This window comes from Meinhardsimonia xiamenensis, from assembly GCF_900102905.1.
In the GTDB taxonomy this organism is placed as follows: Bacteria; Pseudomonadota; Alphaproteobacteria; order Rhodobacterales; family Rhodobacteraceae; genus Meinhardsimonia; species Meinhardsimonia xiamenensis.
In genome coordinates, this window is sequence record NZ_FNFV01000002.1 from 453,453 (window position 1) to 471,844 (window position 18,392).

Sequence of the window (18,392 nt, forward strand, 5' to 3'; positions counted from 1 at the left end):
ATCTGCCGCGAGATCGCATCTTGCCTCCTCGGGGTCCGTGCGGGCTTTTCCAAGCGCGGCTGCGAAGCGTTCGCCGGCGATGCCCGCACCGTTTGCGTTCGGTGTTCCCCGCGGCGTGCGGCGCGGCCGTTCGCCTGCCTCTGGCGTGATCCGCGCGGCTCCCTCGCGCGTAATCCGGTGATAGAACAGGGACGCAAGCGATGAACAGACGTGATTTCGGGGCACTTCTGGCGGCTGCGGCGGCGATGACACTGCCGGCTGCCGCGCGGGCCGAGACCGCATGGGAGTTCACCTTCGAGGCGCTCGAGGGCGGCTTGATGCCGCTGTCGCAGTGGCGCGGCAAGGTGCTGCTCGTCGTCAATACCGCCTCCTTCTGCGGCTTTACCCCGCAATATGCAGACCTCGTCGAGGTCTGGCAGGACTACCGCGACCGTGGCCTCGTGGTGATCGGCGCGCCGTCCACGGACTTCCGGCAGGAATACGACGAGGCCGGCAAGATCAGGGACTTCTGCGAGCTGACCTATGGCGTCGATTTCCCGATGACGGCACCGGTGCATGTGGTGGGGCCGGACGCGCATCCCTTCTTCAAATGGGCCGCGGCCGAGACCGGACAGCGCGTGCGCTGGAATTTCGACAAGTATCTGGTGGGCCGCGACGGGCGCATCCTCACCTGGATGCCGAGCAGCCTGAAGCCGACCACGCGCAAGGCCCGCGCCGCGATCGAAGCCGCGCTGGCCGCACCGGAGGCATGAGCTCCGCCCGCGCCGCCACGCTTCTTGGCGCCGCTGGGCTCATCCCGTTCTGGGGTTTGGCCCTTGCAGCCCATTTTGCTCCATCCATCGGCCTTGCCATGACCGCGCTTCAGGCCGAGGCGATCTGGGGCGCGGTGATCCTTTCCTTCATGGCCGGGTCGCGCTGGGCTATGATCCTGATGGCTGGCGGCAACCCGCTGCGGCTCGCGGGCTTTGCGCTCGTCAGCCTGCCGGCGCTGGCAGCCCCCTTTCTGACACCGCTGCCCGCGCTCGGGGTGCTCGCGCTCGCCTTTCTGGCGCTGCTTGTCGCCGAGCTTGGCCCGCGCGCCCGGGCCGAGGCGCCGGTGTGGTATCCGCGCCTGCGCATCGCGCTGACTGTGGGGGTTCTGGGCGCGATGGCCCTTGCTGCGCTGGCCGTCTGAGTCTCAGACCTCCTCGCCCGCCTCCATGCGCGCCAGGAACGCCTCCGCCTCGCCGAGGATGCGCGCACGGGTGGCCTCCTCGCGCCGGTCCCAGCCGCGGTAGATCGGCCCCATGCGCGGGTTCGCCGCAAAGCGCTCGCGGTGGCGGTCGAGAAAATACCAGTAAAGAAGGTTGAAGGGACAGGCGGTCGGGCCGGTCTTCGCCTTCACGTCATAGCCGCAGCCGCGGCAATAGTCCGACACCCGGTCGATATAGGCGCCCGAGGAGACATAAGGCTTCGACGCCACCACGCCGCCATCGGCGAACTGGCTCATGCCCAGCGTGTTGGGCGCCTCGACCCATTCGAAGGCATCGGCATAGACCGAGAGATACCATTCATGCACCTCGGCCGGATCGACCCCGGCCAGAAGCGCGAAATTGCCCGCCACCATCAGCCGCTGGATGTGATGGGCGTAGGCGCGCCTGCGCGTCTGGCCAACCACCTCGGCGAGGCAGCGCATCCGCGTCGGCGCTCCCCAGTAGAAGGCCGGCAGCTTGCGGCGGTGGCCGAGCGCGTTGCGGCGCAGATAGCCCGGCCCCCCGAGCGACCACACACCGCGGATGAACTCGCGCCAGCCGATGATCTGACGGATGAATCCCTCGACCGCGTTGAGCGGTGCGCGCCCCGCCCGCCATTCGGCCTCGGCCGCGCGAGCCACCTCGAGCGGCGAGAGAAGCCCGAGGTTGAGCGCGGGCGACAGCAGCGAATGGAACATCACGGGCTGGCCCGCCACCATCGCATCCTGGTAGTCGCCGAAGCGCGGCAGGGCGTGGCGCAGGAAATGGTGGAGAAGCGCGAGCGCCTGATCGCGATCGGTGGGCCAGGTGAAGGGCTCAAGCTCGCCGAAATGCGCGCCGAACCGTTGGGCCACGAGATCAAGCACCGCGCGCACCGTCGCATCGGGCGCAAAGGCGGGCGGCTGGGGAAAGCTCAAGCCCGCCTTGGGCGGCTTTCGGTTCTCGGCATCGAAGTTCCAGCGCCCGCCCGCGGGGCTGTCGCCCTCCATCAACAGCCCCGTCCTCCGCCGCATCTCGCGATAGAACCACTCCATGCGCAGGTTCTTGCGCCCCTTCGCCCAGGCCGCGAAGTCGCGCGGCCGGCAGATGAAGCGGTCGTCGTCCAGAAGGCGCATCCTCAGCGGCGTCTCCTCGAGCGCGGCCATCAGCCGCCAGTCGCCGGGGCGGGTGGCGATGACCTCGCGCGCGCCGGTCGCATCGGCGCGGCGCAGAAGCTCGGCCGGTATGGAGCCTGCGTTTTCCGGGTCATCGAGCCGGGCATAGGCCACGCGCCAGCCACCTGCCGCCAGCCGCGCGGCAAACTTGCGCATCGCGGCAAAGACCAGTGCGATCTTCTGCGGATGATGGCGCACATAAGTTGCCTCGGACATCACCTCGGCCATCACCACCACGTCGCGGCCCGGGTCGGCGGCGCGAAGGGAGGCGCCGGTCTCGCTCAGCTGGTCGCCGAGCACGAGGATGAGGCGCGGCGCTACCACGGCACCGCCTCGCCGCGGTGATCGTAGAAGCTGCCCGATTGCGCGGGGCCGAGACCCTCCATCACATCGGCCAGACGCCGCGCGGCCTCGGCCGGGGCGAGCTTTTCATGCCCGCGATAGGCGGCGGTGAAGGGGGTGTCCACGGTGCCGGGGTGCAAGGCCACCAGAGCCGCCTGACGGTGCGTGCGCGCAAGCTCGATGGCGGCGGTGTGCACGATCTGGTTCGCCGCCGCCTTCGAGGCGCGGTAGGAATACCACCCGCCCAGGCGGTTGTCGCCGATGGACCCCACCCGCGCGGTCAGAACCGCCGCCACCGCGGGCGCATCGCGCGGCAGAAGGCGCGGCAGATGCCGCAGGATCAGCGCCGGGCCGATCGCGTTGACGGCCATCACCTCGACCATGGCGGCAGCGTCGATCTCGCCGAGGCTCTTCTCGGGCCGCCTGCCGGGTGGCGCGAGAATGCCCGTCGCGACCACCACCCGCGCGAACGGCCCGCCGAGGCGGCCCAGCACCCGATTGACCGAGGCGGGATCGGTGACATCAAGCCCGTCACCCCGCCGCGAGAGGCCGGTGACGGCAAGGCCCCGCCGCGCGAACTCATCCGCCAGCGCGGCACCGATGCCGCCCGAGGCGCCGATCACAAGTGCATGTTCGGTCATCTGGACGTCTCCTTGCGTTGGCGTCGGCAGGCGGCCGAGCAATAGCGCACCGCCTCCCAGTCGCGCGCCCATTTCCGCCGCCAGGCGAAGGGGCGCCCGCAGCGGGCGCAGATCTTCACCGGCAGGTCGGATTTGCGGCGCATCCTCATCGTCACAGATCCAGCGCCAGCTGCCGCCGGTCGCCACTGCGCCGCGCGCGGCCCCGTCGCGCGCGCCGCCGGCTGCCGTGACGGGCGAGCACCTCGGCCTTTGCCTCCCGAAAGCCCTTGGCGCGGCGCGCCTCGGCCATCCGTTCCTTCGCCGCGCGCGCCGCCGCCGCGAGATCGACGATGGGCGCGGGGTAGCTGCGCTCCAGCACGCTTCGCGCTTCAGGCCAAAGCCAGGGCTCATGCAGGAAGGCATCGGGAATGGGTGCAAGCTCGGGCAGCCAGCGGCGGATGAAGCGCCCCTCGGGGTCGTGGTCGCGCCCCTGCTTGACGGGGTTGTAGATGCGCAGCGCGTTGATACCGGTCACGCCCGACTGCATCTGCACCTGCGGCCAGTGGATGCCCGGCTCGTAATCGGTGAAGAGGCGGGCAAGATGCAGTCCCGTCGCCCGCCAGTCGAGCCACAGGTGATAGCTCGCCACCGCCATCAGCATTGCGCGCATGCGGAAGTTGATCCAGCCCGTGGCGATCAGGCTGCGCATGCAGGCGTCAAGAAAGGGAATGCCCGTCTCGCCCCGCGCCCAGGCTGCCAGGCGGGTCGCATCCGGCGTGCGCGGGCGCAGATCGTCGAGCGCGGGGTGCATGGCGCGCGCTTCGAGATCGGGCGCATCCTCGAGCTTCTGCATGAAATGGCTGCGCCAGTGCAGCCGCTCCTCGAAGGCCGCGAGCCCCGCCCGCCAGCCTTGCGGCCCTTCCGACTCGGCGCGCGCCCGGTCAGCGCGGGTGGCCTGCACGACCTCCCTCAGCGACAGCGGGCCGAGTGCCAGGTGCGGCGAGAGCCGCGAGCAGGCGTCGGGCGCCGTCAGCGGGCTGGGCATGCCGCGGCGGTAGCGGCCCGCGCGGTCGGTCAGGAACGCCGCGAGCGCGGCTTCAGCGGCGCGACGCCCCCCGCGCTGGCGGCCGGGGCAGGGGTCGGGCGCAAGCCCGAGCTCGACAGGGGCGGGCAATGAACCGGGCGCGATCGCGCAGATCGGCGCCAGCGCGCGCGGCGGGGGCACCAGCGGGGACGACATCTCGGCCTCCCAGCAGTCGGCCCAGCCGTCGCGCGAGGGCAGGCGGCGCACCACCCCGGCTTGCGGCAGCTCGTGCCACGGGATGCCTCTGGCGCGCGCCCAGCCGGCAACCCGCCGGTCACGGGCGTAACTCCAAAGGTTGCCCGTTTCCTCATGCGACCAGAGCGCGGCGATACCCTGCGCGCGATGGATTTCCGACAGCACGTCGACGGCGTCGCCGATGCGGATCACCAGCGGCTGGCCAAGCGCGGCGAGCTCTTCGCGAAGCTCCGCGAGGCATTCGGCGAGAAAGTCAAAATGGCGGCCCGAGGCATCCTCGGACCGCCAGTGGCCGGGCTCGGCGATGTAGAGCGGCAGCACCGGGCCGGCCGCGGCGGCACGAGCAAGGGGGGAGTGAGCGCACACGCGCAGGTCGCGCTTGAACCACACGACCTGCAGCAGGGGCCGCCGCGGTGGCACGCCTCGCCGCTCCCGCCTTACTCGGCAGGGAGGATCACGGCGTCGATCACATGGATCACGCCATTCGACGTCTCGATGTCGGGCTGGACGATGTTGGCGCCGTCGACCTTCGGGCCACCGGCAAGCGAGATCGTCACTTCCTGACCCTGCACCGTCTTGGCCTTGAGCCCCTCCGAGAGGTCGGACGACATCACCTTGCCGGGCACCACGTGGTAGGTCAGGATCGCCACGAGCCTGTCCTTGTTCTCGGGCTTGAGAAGTTCTTCCACCGTGCCGGCGGGCAGCTTGGCGAAGGCGTCATCGGTGGGCGCGAAGACGGTGAAGGGGCCTTCGCCCTTCAGCACGTCGACAAGACCGGCGGCCTGCACTGCGGCGACCAGGGTGTTGAAGCTTCCCACCTCCACTGCGGTGTCGACGATGTCCTTTTTCATGTGCGCCCCGGCGATCGCGGGGGCAGGGACGGCCGCCAGGGTGGCGGCGGTGGCAAAGGCGGCTGCGGCGGCAGCCATCGACCAGGCGGCGGTCATCGAGAGAAGCGGCATTCGAAACATCGGGAGTACCTCCATGTTGCATGTATCCGTGCTACGCGATGGCGTGCAGGGCGGATCACACGGCGCGGGCGCGCGACGGCCGCCTCACGCAGCCGTGAACGGGCGGCTGCGCGCACCCGCTGGTTTCGCAGTCGAGGCAGGAGAAGGGCTGGCGTGCGGCGGTGATTGCGGCTAGAGTGATCGAAACAAGCCCGAAAAGGGCGTGAGGCAGTGTTCAGGCAGGGCCGAGGCGTCAGCCAATGACAGAAATGGTCCACGGCACCGTGCCCATCAGGGTCGGCGAGCCGGTTCTTCCGCGCTGGTGGCGCACCATCGACAAGGTCACGCTGGGCTGTGTTCTCGCCTTGTTCGGCATCGGAATCCTGCTCGGCCTTGCTGCCTCGCCGCCGCTTGCGATGGATAACGGCAAGCCGCCCTTCTATTACGTCGAACGTCAGGCGGTGTTCGGGCTTGCAAGCCTGACGGCGATGGTGGTCATCAGCATGATGACCCCGCGCAGCGTGCGCCGGCTCGGTGTGCTGGGCTTCATCGCCGCCTTCGCGCTTCTCGCCGCGCTGCCCTTCATCGGCACCGACTACGGCAAGGGCGCGGTGCGCTGGATAAGCCTCGGCTTTGCCAGCCTGCAGCCCTCGGAGTTCCTGAAGCCCGGCTTCGTCGTGGTCGCGGCCTGGCTGATGGCGGCGAGCCAGGAAATTCACGGCCCCCCCGGCCGCTCGATCTCGCTTGTGCTGGCGCTTGTCATAGTCGGCTTTCTGGCCGCGCAGCCCGATTTCGGGCAGGCGAGCCTGATCCTGTTCATCTGGGGGGTGATCTGGTTCGTGGCCGGAGCACCCTTTGCGCTGCTTGCCACCATGGCGGCGGGGGTGATCGTCGCCGGCACCTTCGCCTATCAGAACTCCGAGCATTTCGCCCGCCGCATCGACGGCTTTCTCTCCAGCGAGCTCGACCCGACCACCCAGCTCGGCTATGCCACCAACGCCATAATCGAGGGCGGCTTCTTCGGCGTCGGCGTGGGGGAGGGGCAGGTGAAGGTCTCGCTGCCCGATGCGCACACCGATTTCATCATCGCCGTGGCGGCGGAGGAATACGGGCTGATGCTGGTGCTCGTGATCATCGCGCTCTACGCGCTCGTGGTGCTGCGTTCGCTGATGCGGCTCACGCGTGAGCGCGACACCTTCATTCGCCTTGCCGGCACGGGGCTTGCCTGCGTCTTCGGGATCCAGGCGATCATCAACATGGGCGTGGCGGTGCGGCTGTTGCCGGCGAAGGGCATGACGCTGCCCTTCGTCAGCTACGGCGGCTCCTCGGTGATCGCCACCGGCATCGCCATGGGCATGCTGCTGGCCTTCACCCGCTCCCGCCCGCAGGGCGAGATCGGCGACATCCTGATCCGGCGGCGGGGGTGAGGCAATGTCGGAAGCAATGTCCGGGGCAGGGCGCCAACTCGTCATCGCCGCCGGCGGCACGGGCGGGCACATGTTTCCCGCCCAGGCGCTGGCGGAGACCATGATCCGCCGCGGCTGGCGGGTGACGCTCACCACTGACGCACGCGGCGCGCGCTATACGGGCGGCTTTCCCCATGTGGTGGCGGTGCGCGAGGTCGCCTCGGCGACATTCGCCCGCGGGGGCGCGCTGGCGAAGGCCGCGGTGCCCGTGCGCATCGCCCAGGGCGTGGCCGCCGAGCTTCTGGCTCAGCGCCGGCTGAAGCCCGCTGTGGTCGTCGGTTTCGGCGGCTATCCGAGCATCCCCGCCCTTGCCGCTGCCTGGGCGCGGCGCACGCCGCGCATGATCCACGAGCAGAACGGCGTGCTCGGCCGCGTCAACCGGCTCTTCGCCCCGCGCGTGGATGCCATCGCCTGCGGCACATGGCCAACGCAAGGCCTGCCCGAAGGGGTGGAGGCGGTGCACACCGGCAATCCGGTGCGCGCGGCGGTGCTGGCGCGCGCGGGGGCGCCCTACATCCCGCCGGGTGACTATCCGATGTCGATCCTGGTGATCGGCGGCAGCCAGGGGGCGACGGCGCTTGCCGATGCGGTGCCAGCCGCCATCGCCGCCCTTCCCGAGACCCTGCGCGCGCGGCTGCGCATCGCCCATCAGGCCCGCGCAGAGGATGCCACGCGCGTCGCCGTCTTCTATGCCGAACACGGCATCGCCGCCGAGGTCGAGCCGTTCTTCTCCGACACCCCCCGCCGCATCGCCGAGGCGCAGCTCGTCATCAGCCGCGCCGGCGCCTCCTCGGTGGCCGAGATCGCGGTGATCGGCCGGCCGGCCATCCTCATCCCCTATCCGCACGCCACCGCCGATCACCAGACCGCCAACGCCCGGCCGCTGGTGGAGGCGGGCGGCGCCATCCTCATTCCCCAGTCGCGCCTCACGCCGGCGGTCTTGGCCGAACAGGTGACGGCGGTGCTGGAAAACCCCGAGGCGGCGGTGAAGATGGCCCATGCCGCGCTCTCCTGCGGCCGGCCGGATGCCGCTGACAGGCTCGCCGACATGGTGGAAGCACTGGCGGAGAAGGGGCAAACCCGGCATGAAGCATGAAGCCCGCCACCGATTCCGCGAGACCGCGATGAACGCTGCCACCAAGCTTCCCGCCCAGATGGGGCCGATCCACTTCACCGGCATCGGCGGCATCGGCATGTCGGGCATCGCCGAGGTGCTGATCGAGCACGGCTACAGCGTGCAGGGATCGGACCTCAAGCCCTCTCCCATCACCGAGCGGCTCGCGGCGATGGGCGCGCGCATCTTCATCGGCCAGCGCCCCGAAAACCTCGAAGGCGCGGAGGTGGTGGTGATCTCCACGGCGATCAAGCCCGGCAACCCCGAGCTTGAGGCCGCCCGCGCCCGCGGCCTGCCGGTGGTGCGGCGCGCCGAGATGCTCGCCGAGCTCATGCGGCTGAAGTCCAACGTCGCGGTGGCCGGCACCCATGGCAAGACGACGACCACAACACTCGTGGCCACCCTGCTCGATGCCGGCGGGCTTGACCCCACGGTCATCAACGGGGGCATCATCCACGCCTATGGCTCGAACGCGCGCATGGGGCAGGGCGAGTGGATGGTGGTCGAGGCCGACGAATCCGATGGCTCCTTCAACCGGCTGCCCGCGACCATCGCCATCGTCACCAACATCGACCCCGAGCATCTCGAGCATTGGGGAAGCTTCGATGCGCTGCGCGAGGGGTTCCACCGCTTCGTCTCCAACATCCCCTTCTACGGCCTTGCGGTCTGCTGCACCGATCACCCTGAAGTGCAGGCGCTCGTCGCCCGCATCACCGACCGCCGCATCGTCACCTTCGGCTTCAACACCCAGGCCGATGTGCGCGCCATCAACCTCGCCTACGAGAACGGCACGGCGCATTTCGACATCGCCCTGCAGGCCGAGGGGCGCGTGATCGAGGGCTGCCGGCTGCCGATGCCGGGCGATCACAACGTCTCCAACGCGCTGGCGGCGGTCGCGGTCGCGCGCCATCTCGGCATCCCGGCCGAGACCATCCGCACCGCGCTTGCCGGCTTCAAGGGCGTCAACCGCCGCTTCACCCGCGTGGGCGAGGTCGGCGGGGTGACGATCATCGACGACTACGGCCACCACCCGGTGGAAATCGCCGCGGTGCTGCGCGCGGCCCGACAGGCCTGCACCGGCCGGGTGATCGCGGCCCATCAGCCGCATCGCTATACCCGCCTCTCGGCGCTCTTCGAGGAGTTCTGCACCGCCTTCAACGATGCCGATGTGGTCGCCATCGCCGAGGTCTATGCCGCCGGCGAGGAGCCGATCGAGGGTGCGAGCCGCGAGGCGCTGGTCGAGGGGTTGCGCCGCCACGGCCACCGCCATGCGCTCGCCATCGACAGCGCCGAGGATCTCGCCCGCCTCGTGGCCGCCGAGGCCCGGCCGGGAGACATGGTGGTCTGCCTCGGCGCAGGCACGATCTCGGCCTGGGCACATGAGCTGCCGCGGCTGCTGGAGGCGCCGGCCCGCCCTGTGGCAAAGGGCTGACAGGGCGCCGCGCGAGCACCCCTGAGCCCCATCATCCTGGCCCCAATACCCCCGCCGGAGGCACGCCGCGCAAGCGGCGTTTCTCTCACACCGCGTCGCGCTCGACGAGCCACCTGAAATCCGGGTGCACCTCGAAGCGCCATTTCCGCTGCGGTCCGGCCATGGCGATGAGCGAGTACATCTCCACCCCGTGCGGCGCCGCGCAGGGATGATAGCCGCGCGGGACAAGCACGACGTCATGGTCGGCGAAGGCCATGCACTCGTCGAGCTCGCCATCCTCGGTGAAGACCCGCTGCACACCGAAGCCCGTGTGCGGGTTCAGCCGGTGATAACAGGCCGCCTCAAGGCGGCTGATGCGGGGGTGGTCGTCTTCGTCGTGACGGTATGGCGGGTAGGCGGACCAATGCCCGGCCGGCGTGAAGACCTCTCGCACGAGAAGGCTGTCGGCGACGTCACGATTGTCCATCGCGATGTTGTGGACGAAGCGCGTGGCAGTGCCAGTCCCGCGCTCTTCCAGGTGGATGCCCGCAGGCCCGATGATCTGGGCTGGATGGCCATGATGGCCGGGGGCGGCGCAGACGGCGAGCGTTGCCGGCGTGGTGGCGCGTGCCGACCAGTCCGAGCCGTTCGGTATGTAGACCGCATGTGGTGCGGACTTGTCGAAGACGTCCATCCTGTTGCCGAGCTCGCCGAAGTCGCGGTCTTCCACGCCGATCTCGGCCCGGCCCTCGATCAGCACGAGAATGACCTCGTTCTCTCCCGTGGGTTCCGCCACCAGCTCGCCGGGCTCGAGACGATAGATGCCGAGGCCGAGGCGCTCCCACGCCGCCTTGTTCGGTGTGATGTCGTGAATCTTTCCGGTCACGGCGACCGGCTTGCGCAAGAGCACACTCATTTCCCGCCTTCCTTCCGCTTTTCCACTTGGCGCGCACGCGCCTTCCCGGCGTCGAAGGCCACCAGCAGGGCCCAGCCGCAATAGAGCCCGGCAGCAGCAAAGAGAAGCCCCCAGCCCGGCGCGCCGGAGGAGAACTCCCACCCCGCCCATCCAAGACAGATGACCACGACCGCGACACGCCGCCAGAGCGGCAGAAAGAACGGAACATCGAGATCAAGGAACTCCCTCATCGCACCCCCGTTCCGAGCCATGGCGCCGTCAGGGTCCGCGCGGCTCTCGTGCGCCTTTCTGCCGTCATCGCTTGCCACCTTTTGTGCCAAGTCCGGCCGCCCCTTCCGCAGGATGGCCGGGGTAGCGCATGGCCGCGCGTGCGCCAATGTCCACTTCGGCGCGCGTATGCGCAACCCTTGAAGGTGTGATCGGCCTGCCAGCATCGCGAGGCGATTCTCACGTGCGCCTTGGTCGGTTGATGATTTTCCCTCCCTTGCGCTGCTAGCATCGCGAAGACAGGCTGGGTAGCGGGGTCGGTCGGGGCGCGCCGCGCATTCCCGCGGTGGGCGGGCTGACGGCCAAGGTTGACGGCAGGCCTTGCAGGCCGTGTGACGGAACCGGGAGGGAGCGATGCAGAGCAGACGCGGAGTTCTCGCACTGGCCGGAGGGGCGGGGCTTTCGTGTCTCGGGGCGCCCGCGCTCGCGCACAGCCGCCGAGACTTCGAGCTCGACGAGAGGTTCCTGCCGCAGGACGTGCCCGTACGCGGCAAGATCGCGCCCGGAACCATCGTGATCTCGCCGCGCCAGCGCTTTCTGTTCCTTGTCACCGCGCCGGGGCGGGCGCGGCGCTACGGGGTGGGCATCGGGCGCGCAGGGCTCGGGATCCGCGGCGAGCTCGAGATAGCGCGCAAGGCCCGATGGCCCTCGTGGAAGCCGACCGCCTCGATGATCCGGCGCGATCCGCGCTATGCGCGCTGGAAGAATGGCATGCCGGGCGGGCCCGGCAACCCGCTGGGCAGCCGCGCGCTCTATCTCTACCGCGACGGGCGGGACACCTACTATCGCATCCATGGGACGACGGAGCCATGGACGATCGGCCAGTCGGTCTCGAACGGGTGTTTCCGCATGATCAACGCGCATGTCGAGGAGCTCTACGAGATGGTGCCGGTCGGCACCAAGGTGATCGTGCTCTGACGCGGGGCAGTCGGGCACGCGGCGCGGTTGGCGGGCGCCGGCGGCACTAGGGCTGGACATCGGCCCGGCGCTCCGCGCAAGCATGGGCCATGCAAGACGAGATACTTCACCGGGCATTTCCCGCCGGACTGTGGGACGATCCGCGCCTCGGCCGGCTGCCCGGCATCCAGCCCGTGGCGGCGGGAGACTGGCTGCGGGTTGACGAGGCCTTCGCCGCGCAGATGCGGCTGCGCGATCAGCTGATCGCCACCCGCCCCCGCGAGGTGATCGCCGAGCTTCCGGGCGCAACGCCGGCTGTGCGGGAGACGCTCGAGCGGGTCCTCGAGGCGCTTTCCGCGTTGGCGGGCTATCGCATCGGCTCAGGCGAGGTGAGGCGCCCCGACGGTCGTCGCGTGGTGCTTGAGAGCGCCCGGCCGCTCGCGACGCTCGGCCGCCTGTGCCAGGAGGATTTCTGCATTCTCGAGAAGCGCGGCCGGGAGCATGTGCTGGTGGCGGCGGTTCTGTGTTTTCCGGCAAGCTGGCGGCTCGATGAGAAGCTCGGACGGCCGCTCACGGCGATCCACGCGCCGGTTGCCCCCTATACCGACGAGCTTGCCCGCCGCGTGCAGCGGCTGTTCGATGGCCTGCGGCCCGAGCGCCCGCTTTGGCGGGCCAATCTGCTCGAGTATGACGATCCCGCCCTGTTCCAGCCGCGTTCGGAGCATGCACCCCGGCGGCAAGCGTCGCCCCGGCCGGCCTACCTTCGCTCCGAGCGACAGTGTCTGGTCAAACTTCCCCGCACGGGGGCGGTGGTGTTCTCGATCCATACCCATGTCATCCGCCGTGTGGACGCGACGGCCACGGATCTCGATGCGCTGAAGCGGCTCGCCGCCGGCTGAGTGCGCGCGGCCGCCTCTGCGCCGACGTCAGAGCAGCGACAACACCTCCGCGGCCATTCCCGACTGATCGAGCGCCACGCCAAGCGCCGTCACGCACACGGCCTTCGCCGCCAGCCGGGCGTTTGGTCCGCGAATCAGCTGATAGAACAGCACCGCCATGGCAACCGGGAAGCTCAGCGCCATCAGCAGGATCAGGAGTCCGTAATTGGTTCCCGCCCGCGCCGTTTCCTCGTCGATCAGTTCGCGTTCACCCTCCTCGGGCGCGATCCCGCGCGAGACGCGGGCCCAGTCTTCCGCCGTGGCGGCCTTCAGCCGGTCACGCTCGAGCTCCTCGAGCTCCTCCTCGGGAGAGAGGGCGAAGATGTGCGCGCCCGGGTGCAGCTTCGGCGCCTCGGCCCCGGCCGCGAGCGAAACGGGTTCGCGCGTATCGGCGGGGTCGATCACCAGCGGCGCATGTTGCACCGGCGGGGCGCTGCGGGCGAATTCCCCGGCCGAAAACAGCATGTCGGTCTCGTTCCAGTACACCAGCTGGGCGCCGAGATCCTCCAGCAGGAGGTCGGCCAGCTCCCAGCAAAGGTGGCGCTTCTCGTCATGCGAGGCGCCCATCATCGCATCGGGCCGATCGGTGACGAGCAGCTTGACGCTGGCGCGGTGGGCCTCGAGCGTCTCAAACACCAGGCGGTCGGCGAGCGGGTCATGGCCTGGCCGCTGCGTGCCGGAAAACTCGCTCACTTCGAAAGGAACCGGGCAATAGGCGGCCAGCACCTGGACACGATCGCAACTTATGAGGAGATGCCTGCCATCTTCCACCCGGGTTCCGGTGACGCGGAAGCCGAGCATCTCAAGGGTGGCGAGGATCTCGCCGGTCTCGCCGAGGAGCGCGTCACCCACCGCTCGGGTGAACAGCAGGTTGGCTTCGATGGAAATGGTGGCGGTGTCCTTCATGGCTTCACCCCTTTGGTCCCTCGGATCATCAGGCGCCGGGAATCTGGCGAAAGTTTGCAACTCTTGGTTCAAATTGTCGGTTTGTCTTCAGCCTCGGGGGTGGAAGGGCGAGCCCATCGCCCGGAGCGCGCCCGAGGCAATCTCGCTGTTGCCGAACCCGAGAAGCTCGACGAGCAAGAGGCCGGTAAAGGTGGCGAGAATCAAAGCTGACGCCACCACCGAGACCGCGAGATTGGGCCCGCGCAGGAGATTCCAGAGAAAGAGCGCGGCGGCCGCGAGCGGCGAGATGGTGGCGAGCGCCGCGCAGAGCGCCCAGGTGCGCAGCGCGCCGGAGCGCTGCTCGGCGGCGGAAGGGGCGGATGCCGGCCGGCGATTGCCGGGTGCGCCGTGCCCCGGCACCCGGAGATCGCTGCCCGAGTCCGAAGTTTTGCGCCGCGTTCCAGCCGCCTCGGGTTCGAGAACGAAACACCCCGTGGGGCATGTGCACCAGTCGTCATCGAGAATGACACGGAACTGGACCTTGTCCGAATGCGGCAGCGTTACCCCATGGGCAAGGGCTGTCGCGCGCGTCACATGCGCTTCGATGATTCGCTCAAGCGCGGCAAGCGCCGCGGCCGTGCCCATCCGGCCCGGCGGAATCACCAGCTGACGCCCGCAGTAAAGCTCCGAGTGCACAGCGCGCAGCCCAGGCGCGGTATCGTCGGAGCCGGGCTCCACGGCTTCGGGCCGGAAGACAAGCCGGGCCGGAAACCGGCGCGCGTCCATCGCGGCAATCTCGTGGGGTGTAAACAACATGCCCGATTGGGCCCAGTACACGGCGGCGGGCTCGCTCATGGCGCAGGCGACACGCAGCACCCGCGCGAGCACCATGGCCGCCAGGTCGGGTGCGACCCGTCGCGCGCCGGCGCGCTCCAGGCGCAGCGAGAGCGTTGCGCGATGCCGCTGCACCGCGTCCCGAAGGCGGGCTTCACTGGCGGCCCGCATCCGTGCGGCCGAAAGCCCCTGCGCGAAGACCGCGGGCGGCATCGGCACGAGACAGGCTTCAATGCGCAGCTCCATCGTCGTTGAGCGCAGCAGCAGGGATGTTTCGCCCTCCCGCTCCCTGAGGGAGAAGGAAATCGCGAGATCCGCAAGCGCGGCATTGATCTGCTCGAGACAGGCGTCGTGCTCGAGCCGTGGCACGCGATCGAAAAGCACTACCGCCTCGATCTCGGGATAGGTCATGATTGCCTTCTCCAGGAAACCTCTCTGGTCCCGGCAACCATGAGGTGATGAAATCGGCGACATTTGGGCAAAAGAAACAATTCCTTGTGACGAAGTTTATTGGTGCGGTAGAGCCGGGCATTGCGCCGATTGCGTTGCCGCTGCAGCGGCGCGGGGGCGATGGATTGACATTCCGTCATTTGCGCCGTGGGTTGAACAGGTGGGAAAAAGGGAGGCACCCGGATGGCACGGATGAGCTGCGGCGAGGCGACGATGCGGCTTCTGGCACGCTATGGCGTGAGGGCCGTGTTCGGCGTGCCGGGCGTGCATACGCTGGAATTCTGCCGCGGCCTGCGCGACCCCGGCACCAAGGATGACGGCCGGCTTCTTCACATCCAGACCCGCAACGAGGAGGGCGCGGCCTATGCCGCCGAGGGCTGGGCGCGCGCCACGGGCGAGCCGGGCGTCGCACTGGTCATCTCAGGCCCCGGCGTGACCAATGCCGCAACCGGGCTCGGAGATGCCTGGTGCGCGAGCCTGCCGATGCTGCTGATCTCGGCCGAGCCGCCTTCTGACTCGCTCGGCAAGGGCTGGGGGGTTCTGCACGAGATCACCGAGCAGCGCGCCGTGACCGCGCCGCTCACCGCCTTTTCCGCCACCGCGCACCGGCCCGAGGATGTGCCCGGGCTTCTGGCCCGCGCCTTCACCCTGTTTTCCAGCGCCCGCCCGCGGCCGGTCCACATCTCGATCCCGACCGATGTGCAGGCGATGCCGGTTGATGAGGAGTGGGAGGCGGTGACGCTCCCGGCCCGGCCGGTGCCCGAGGCGCGCGTGCTGGCCGAGGCGGCGGAGCGGCTGGCGGCGGCTCGCCGGCCGGTGATTGTCGCCGGCGGCGGGGCCGTGGAGGCAGGCAAGGGCATTGCGGATCTTTCCGAGCGGCTTGCCGCGCCGGTCATCACCACCACGGCGGGCAAGGGCATCGTGCCCTGCGACGGGCCGCTTGCGCTTGGCGGTGGGCTCAGCCGCGCGGCCGGCCGGGAGCTTCTGGCCCGCGCCGATGTGGTGCTGGCGCTCGGCACCGAGCTTTCGGAGACCGACAGCTTCGTGCCCCGCCTCGACATTCCGGGCGAGATCATCCGGGTCGACATCGACCCGGCCAAGCTCAACGATCTCTACCCCGCGCAGCTCGGTCTCGTGGGCGACGCGGCAGCCGCGGCCGAGGCGCTGGCGGACCGGCTCGCGGCGCACCGCCCCGCGCCTGATGCCGCCGCCGCGCGACAGGCGGAGGTGAGCGCCGCGCGCGCCGAAACGCTCGCCCCGCAGACCGACTCGGAGGCGCGGCACCTGCGCCTTCTCTCCGCACTGCGCGAAGTGCTGCCCGATGAGGCGATCCTCTCGGGCGACGCCTGTCAGCCGGTCTATACGGCCGCCTTCGCCTGGCCCGCGCGCCGGCCGCGGCGCTTCTTCTTTCCTGCCGGCTTCTGCACGCTTGGCGCGGCGCTGCCGCAGGCCATCGGCGCAAAGCTCGCCGAGCCCGAGACGCCGGTCGTCGCGCTCGTTGGCGATGGCGGCTTCATGTTCACCATGCCCGAGCTCCTCACCGCCGCCCAGCTTGGCCTCGCTCTGCCCGTGATCCTGTGGGACAACCGCGGGCTGAAGCAGATCCGCGACGACCTCGCTGCCATCGGCGTGCAGCCGGTGGGCGTTGACCCGCTCAACCCCGATTTCACCGCTCTCGCCCGCGCCTGCCACTGCCACGCCGCCGCGCCCGACGACGAGGTCGGCTTCAGGGCCGCTGTCACCGCCGCGCTCGCCGCCGACAGGCCGACGCTCATCCATGTCACCGAAGGCGCGGGCTGGCTCGCCTGACGCCGAGAAGAGGACGCTACCGATGACCGGGACATTCACCACCCGCCCCGAGATTCGCGGCAGCTTCGGCGTGGTCGCCTCCACTCACTGGATTGCCTCGGCGGTGGGCTTCGGCATTCTCGAGCGCGGCGGCAACGCCTTTGACGCGGCAGTGGCGGCGGGGTTCACGCTGCAGGTGGTCGAGCCGCATCTGAACGGGCCGGGCGGCGAGGTGCCGGCAATCGTCTGGGAGGCGGGGGCGGCGCGGGCGCGGGTGCTGTGCGGGCAGGGCAGCGCGCCGGCGGGCGCGACCATCGAGCACTACCGCGCCGAGGGGCTTGAGCTCATCCCCGGCTCGGGGCTTCTGGCCACGGTCATTCCCGGTGCCTTTGATGCATGGATGCTGATGCTGCGCGATCTCGGCACCATGCCCCTGCGCGAGGTGATGGCGCCGGCGATCCACTACGCCCGCCACGGCCACCCGCTTCTGCCGCGCGCGGCCGAGACCATCGCCGGTGTGGCCGATCTCTTCCGCGAGCACTGGCCAACATCGGCCGAGACCTGGCTCATCCGCGGCGAGGTGCCCGCACCGCACGCGAATTTTGCCAACCCCGTGCTTGCCGACACATGGGAGAGGCTCCTGGCCGAGGCCGAGGCGGTTTCGGGGCGCGAGGCGCAGATCGAGCGGGCGCGCGACGCCTTTTACCGCGGCTTCGTTGCCGAGGCGATCGACCGCTACCTGCGCGAGGCGGAGGTGTGGGATGTCTCGGGTGCGCCGCGCAAGGGCGTGCTGAGGGGCGAGGACATGGCCCGCTGGCAGGCGCGGTGGGAGGCGCCGCTTTGGCTCGACCACGCCGGCTGGCGGGTGATGAAGACCGGGCCCTGGGGGCAGGGGCCGGCGCTTCTGCAGGCCTTGGGGATGCTCGCGCACACGGGCGTGGCGGAGATGGACCCGCAGGGGCCGGACTTCATCCACACGGTGATCGAGGCGATCAAGCTCGCCATGGCCGACCGCGAGGCCTATTACGGCGACCCGGACTTCTTCGACGTGCCGGTGGAGACGCTTCTGTCGGAGGACTACCTGCGCGAGCGTGCCGCGCTCATCGGCGCGGCCGCCTCGCGCGAGGAGCGGCCCGGCCGCGTCGCGGGGCTTGAGCATCTGGCCGAAGCGGCGGTGGCGCGGGCGGCGCGTCAGGCGGCAGTGGCGAACACCGGCGGCGCCGGGGCAGGGGAGCCGACCATGGCCCATCTCGCCCCGCGCGAGGGCGACACGGTGCATCTCGATGTGATCGATGCCGCGGGCAACATGGTCTCGGCCACGCCATCGGGCGGCTGGCTGCAGTCCTCCCCGGTCATCCCGGGGCTCGGCTTTGCGCTCAACAGCCGGGCGCAGATGTTCTGGCTCGAGGAAGGGTTGCCCTCGTCGCTGCGCCCGGGCGCGCGCCCGCGCACCACGCTCACCCCGTCGCTCGCGCTCGGGCCGGAGGGGCAGCGGCTTGCCTTCGGCACCCCCGGCGGCGACCAGCAGGATCAGTGGCAGCTCATCTTCCTTCTGCGCCACCTCCATCACGAGCCCGACATGCAGGCGGTGATCGATGCGCCGCTCTTCCACTCCATGCACTTCGTCTCCTCCTTCTGGCCGCGGCGGGCGCGGCCGGGCTGGATGATGATCGAGGAGCGCGCGGGCGAGGAGGTGCTCAAGGCGCTGGCCGCGCGCGGCCACGCGCTGGAGGTGGCAGGCCCCTGGAGCGTGGGCCGCCTCACGGCGGCGGCGCGGGATGCGGGCGGGGGCTTGCGCGCCGCGGCCACGCCGCGGCTCATGCAGGCCTATGCGGTGGGGCGCTGAGCC

The 18,392-nt window shown here is 70.0% G+C and carries 18 protein-coding genes; 9 read left to right on the forward strand and 9 right to left on the reverse strand.

Annotation, left to right across the window (positions count from 1 at the left end; all coding sequences use genetic code 11):
* Positions 1-200 precede the first annotated feature (200 nt).
* Positions 201-752: a glutathione peroxidase gene (locus BLQ14_RS06065; RefSeq protein WP_211295349.1), complete on the forward strand. Its 552-nt coding sequence runs from the start codon at positions 201-203 to the stop codon at positions 750-752.
* On the forward strand, positions 749-1,174 hold the full coding sequence (locus tag BLQ14_RS06070) for a DUF3429 domain-containing protein (protein ID WP_092499182.1): 426 nt from the start codon (positions 749-751) through the stop codon (positions 1,172-1,174). The genes BLQ14_RS06065 and BLQ14_RS06070 overlap by 4 nt, the downstream gene beginning before the upstream one ends.
* Before the next feature lie 3 nt (positions 1,175-1,177).
* Here BLQ14_RS06070 and BLQ14_RS06075 read toward each other — a convergent pair whose 3' ends face one another.
* Genes BLQ14_RS06075 through BLQ14_RS06095 form a run of 5 tightly spaced genes read right to left on the reverse strand, consistent with a single transcriptional unit; the run spans position 1,178 to position 5,589 of the window.
* Positions 1,178-2,710, reverse strand: coding sequence for a cryptochrome/photolyase family protein (locus tag BLQ14_RS06075; RefSeq protein ID WP_092499184.1), 1,533 nt, complete (start codon positions 2,708-2,710; stop codon positions 1,178-1,180).
* Positions 2,704-3,369 carry an SDR family NAD(P)-dependent oxidoreductase gene (locus BLQ14_RS06080; protein WP_092499185.1) on the reverse strand — a complete coding sequence of 222 codons (666 nt, stop codon included), beginning with the start codon at positions 3,367-3,369 and terminating at the stop codon, positions 2,704-2,706. The genes BLQ14_RS06075 and BLQ14_RS06080 overlap by 7 nt, the downstream gene beginning before the upstream one ends.
* Positions 3,366-3,518 (reverse strand): DUF2256 domain-containing protein, encoded by a 153-nt coding sequence (locus BLQ14_RS06085; RefSeq protein ID WP_425412084.1) that lies wholly within the window; start codon positions 3,516-3,518, stop codon positions 3,366-3,368. The genes BLQ14_RS06080 and BLQ14_RS06085 overlap by 4 nt, the downstream gene beginning before the upstream one ends.
* Before the next feature lie 2 nt (positions 3,519-3,520).
* Positions 3,521-5,047: an FAD-binding domain-containing protein gene (locus BLQ14_RS06090; protein ID WP_245656961.1), complete on the reverse strand. Its 1,527-nt coding sequence runs from the start codon at positions 5,045-5,047 to the stop codon at positions 3,521-3,523.
* 17 nt (positions 5,048-5,064) lie between these two features.
* Positions 5,065-5,589: a fasciclin domain-containing protein gene (locus BLQ14_RS06095; protein ID WP_425412087.1), complete on the reverse strand. Its 525-nt coding sequence runs from the start codon at positions 5,587-5,589 to the stop codon at positions 5,065-5,067.
* A 248-nt stretch (positions 5,590-5,837) separates the two neighbouring features.
* Between BLQ14_RS06095 and BLQ14_RS06100 the strand changes: the two genes are divergently transcribed.
* From BLQ14_RS06100 to murC, 3 genes are read left to right on the forward strand one after another with little or no spacing between them, the layout of a single operon-like run.
* Positions 5,838-7,004, forward strand: a complete 1,167-nt coding sequence (locus BLQ14_RS06100) for a peptidoglycan glycosyltransferase FtsW (protein ID WP_092499188.1) — start codon at positions 5,838-5,840, stop codon at positions 7,002-7,004.
* 4 nt (positions 7,005-7,008) lie between these two features.
* Complete coding sequence (murG, locus tag BLQ14_RS06105) at positions 7,009-8,139, forward strand: undecaprenyldiphospho-muramoylpentapeptide beta-N-acetylglucosaminyltransferase (protein WP_245656962.1); 1,131 nt, start codon at positions 7,009-7,011, stop codon at positions 8,137-8,139.
* A gap of 28 nt (positions 8,140-8,167) precedes the next feature.
* The gene (gene murC / locus BLQ14_RS06110) at positions 8,168-9,589 is read left to right on the forward strand and encodes a UDP-N-acetylmuramate--L-alanine ligase (protein ID WP_092499498.1); all 1,422 of its coding nucleotides are present in this window, start codon (positions 8,168-8,170) and stop codon (positions 9,587-9,589) included.
* Between the two features lie 85 nt (positions 9,590-9,674).
* Here the strand turns inward: murC and iolB are convergent, their stop codons facing one another.
* Positions 9,675-10,484 carry a 5-deoxy-glucuronate isomerase gene (gene iolB, locus BLQ14_RS06115; protein ID WP_092499193.1) on the reverse strand — a complete coding sequence of 270 codons (810 nt, stop codon included), beginning with the start codon at positions 10,482-10,484 and terminating at the stop codon, positions 9,675-9,677.
* On the reverse strand, positions 10,481-10,714 hold the full coding sequence (locus tag BLQ14_RS06120) for a hypothetical protein (protein ID WP_092499199.1): 234 nt from the start codon (positions 10,712-10,714) through the stop codon (positions 10,481-10,483). The genes iolB and BLQ14_RS06120 overlap by 4 nt, the downstream gene beginning before the upstream one ends.
* A gap of 391 nt (positions 10,715-11,105) precedes the next feature.
* Here BLQ14_RS06120 and BLQ14_RS06125 point away from each other — a divergent pair, with 391 nt between their 5' ends.
* Together BLQ14_RS06125 and BLQ14_RS06130 are read left to right on the forward strand one after the other, a co-directional pair.
* Positions 11,106-11,669 (forward strand): L,D-transpeptidase, encoded by a 564-nt coding sequence (locus tag BLQ14_RS06125; protein ID WP_092499200.1) that lies wholly within the window; start codon positions 11,106-11,108, stop codon positions 11,667-11,669.
* An 89-nt stretch (positions 11,670-11,758) separates the two neighbouring features.
* Positions 11,759-12,547 (forward strand): heme-dependent oxidative N-demethylase family protein, encoded by a 789-nt coding sequence (locus BLQ14_RS06130; protein ID WP_092499201.1) that lies wholly within the window; start codon positions 11,759-11,761, stop codon positions 12,545-12,547.
* A 27-nt stretch (positions 12,548-12,574) separates the two neighbouring features.
* Here BLQ14_RS06130 and BLQ14_RS06135 read toward each other — a convergent pair whose 3' ends face one another.
* Both BLQ14_RS06135 and BLQ14_RS06140 read right to left on the reverse strand, forming a co-directional pair.
* Positions 12,575-13,492 carry a hypothetical protein gene (locus tag BLQ14_RS06135; RefSeq protein WP_092499202.1) on the reverse strand — a complete coding sequence of 306 codons (918 nt, stop codon included), beginning with the start codon at positions 13,490-13,492 and terminating at the stop codon, positions 12,575-12,577.
* Between the two features lie 87 nt (positions 13,493-13,579).
* On the reverse strand, positions 13,580-14,716 hold the full coding sequence (locus BLQ14_RS06140; protein ID WP_092499203.1) for a hypothetical protein: 1,137 nt from the start codon (positions 14,714-14,716) through the stop codon (positions 13,580-13,582).
* Between the two features lie 222 nt (positions 14,717-14,938).
* On the opposite strand from BLQ14_RS06140, the gene BLQ14_RS06145 reads away from it, so the two are divergent.
* Positions 14,939-16,564, forward strand: coding sequence for a 5-guanidino-2-oxopentanoate decarboxylase (locus BLQ14_RS06145; RefSeq protein WP_092499205.1), 1,626 nt, complete (start codon positions 14,939-14,941; stop codon positions 16,562-16,564).
* A gap of 22 nt (positions 16,565-16,586) precedes the next feature.
* Positions 16,587-18,389 carry a gamma-glutamyltransferase family protein gene (locus BLQ14_RS06150; protein ID WP_092499206.1) on the forward strand — a complete coding sequence of 601 codons (1,803 nt, stop codon included), beginning with the start codon at positions 16,587-16,589 and terminating at the stop codon, positions 18,387-18,389.
* Positions 18,390-18,392 lie beyond the last annotated feature (3 nt).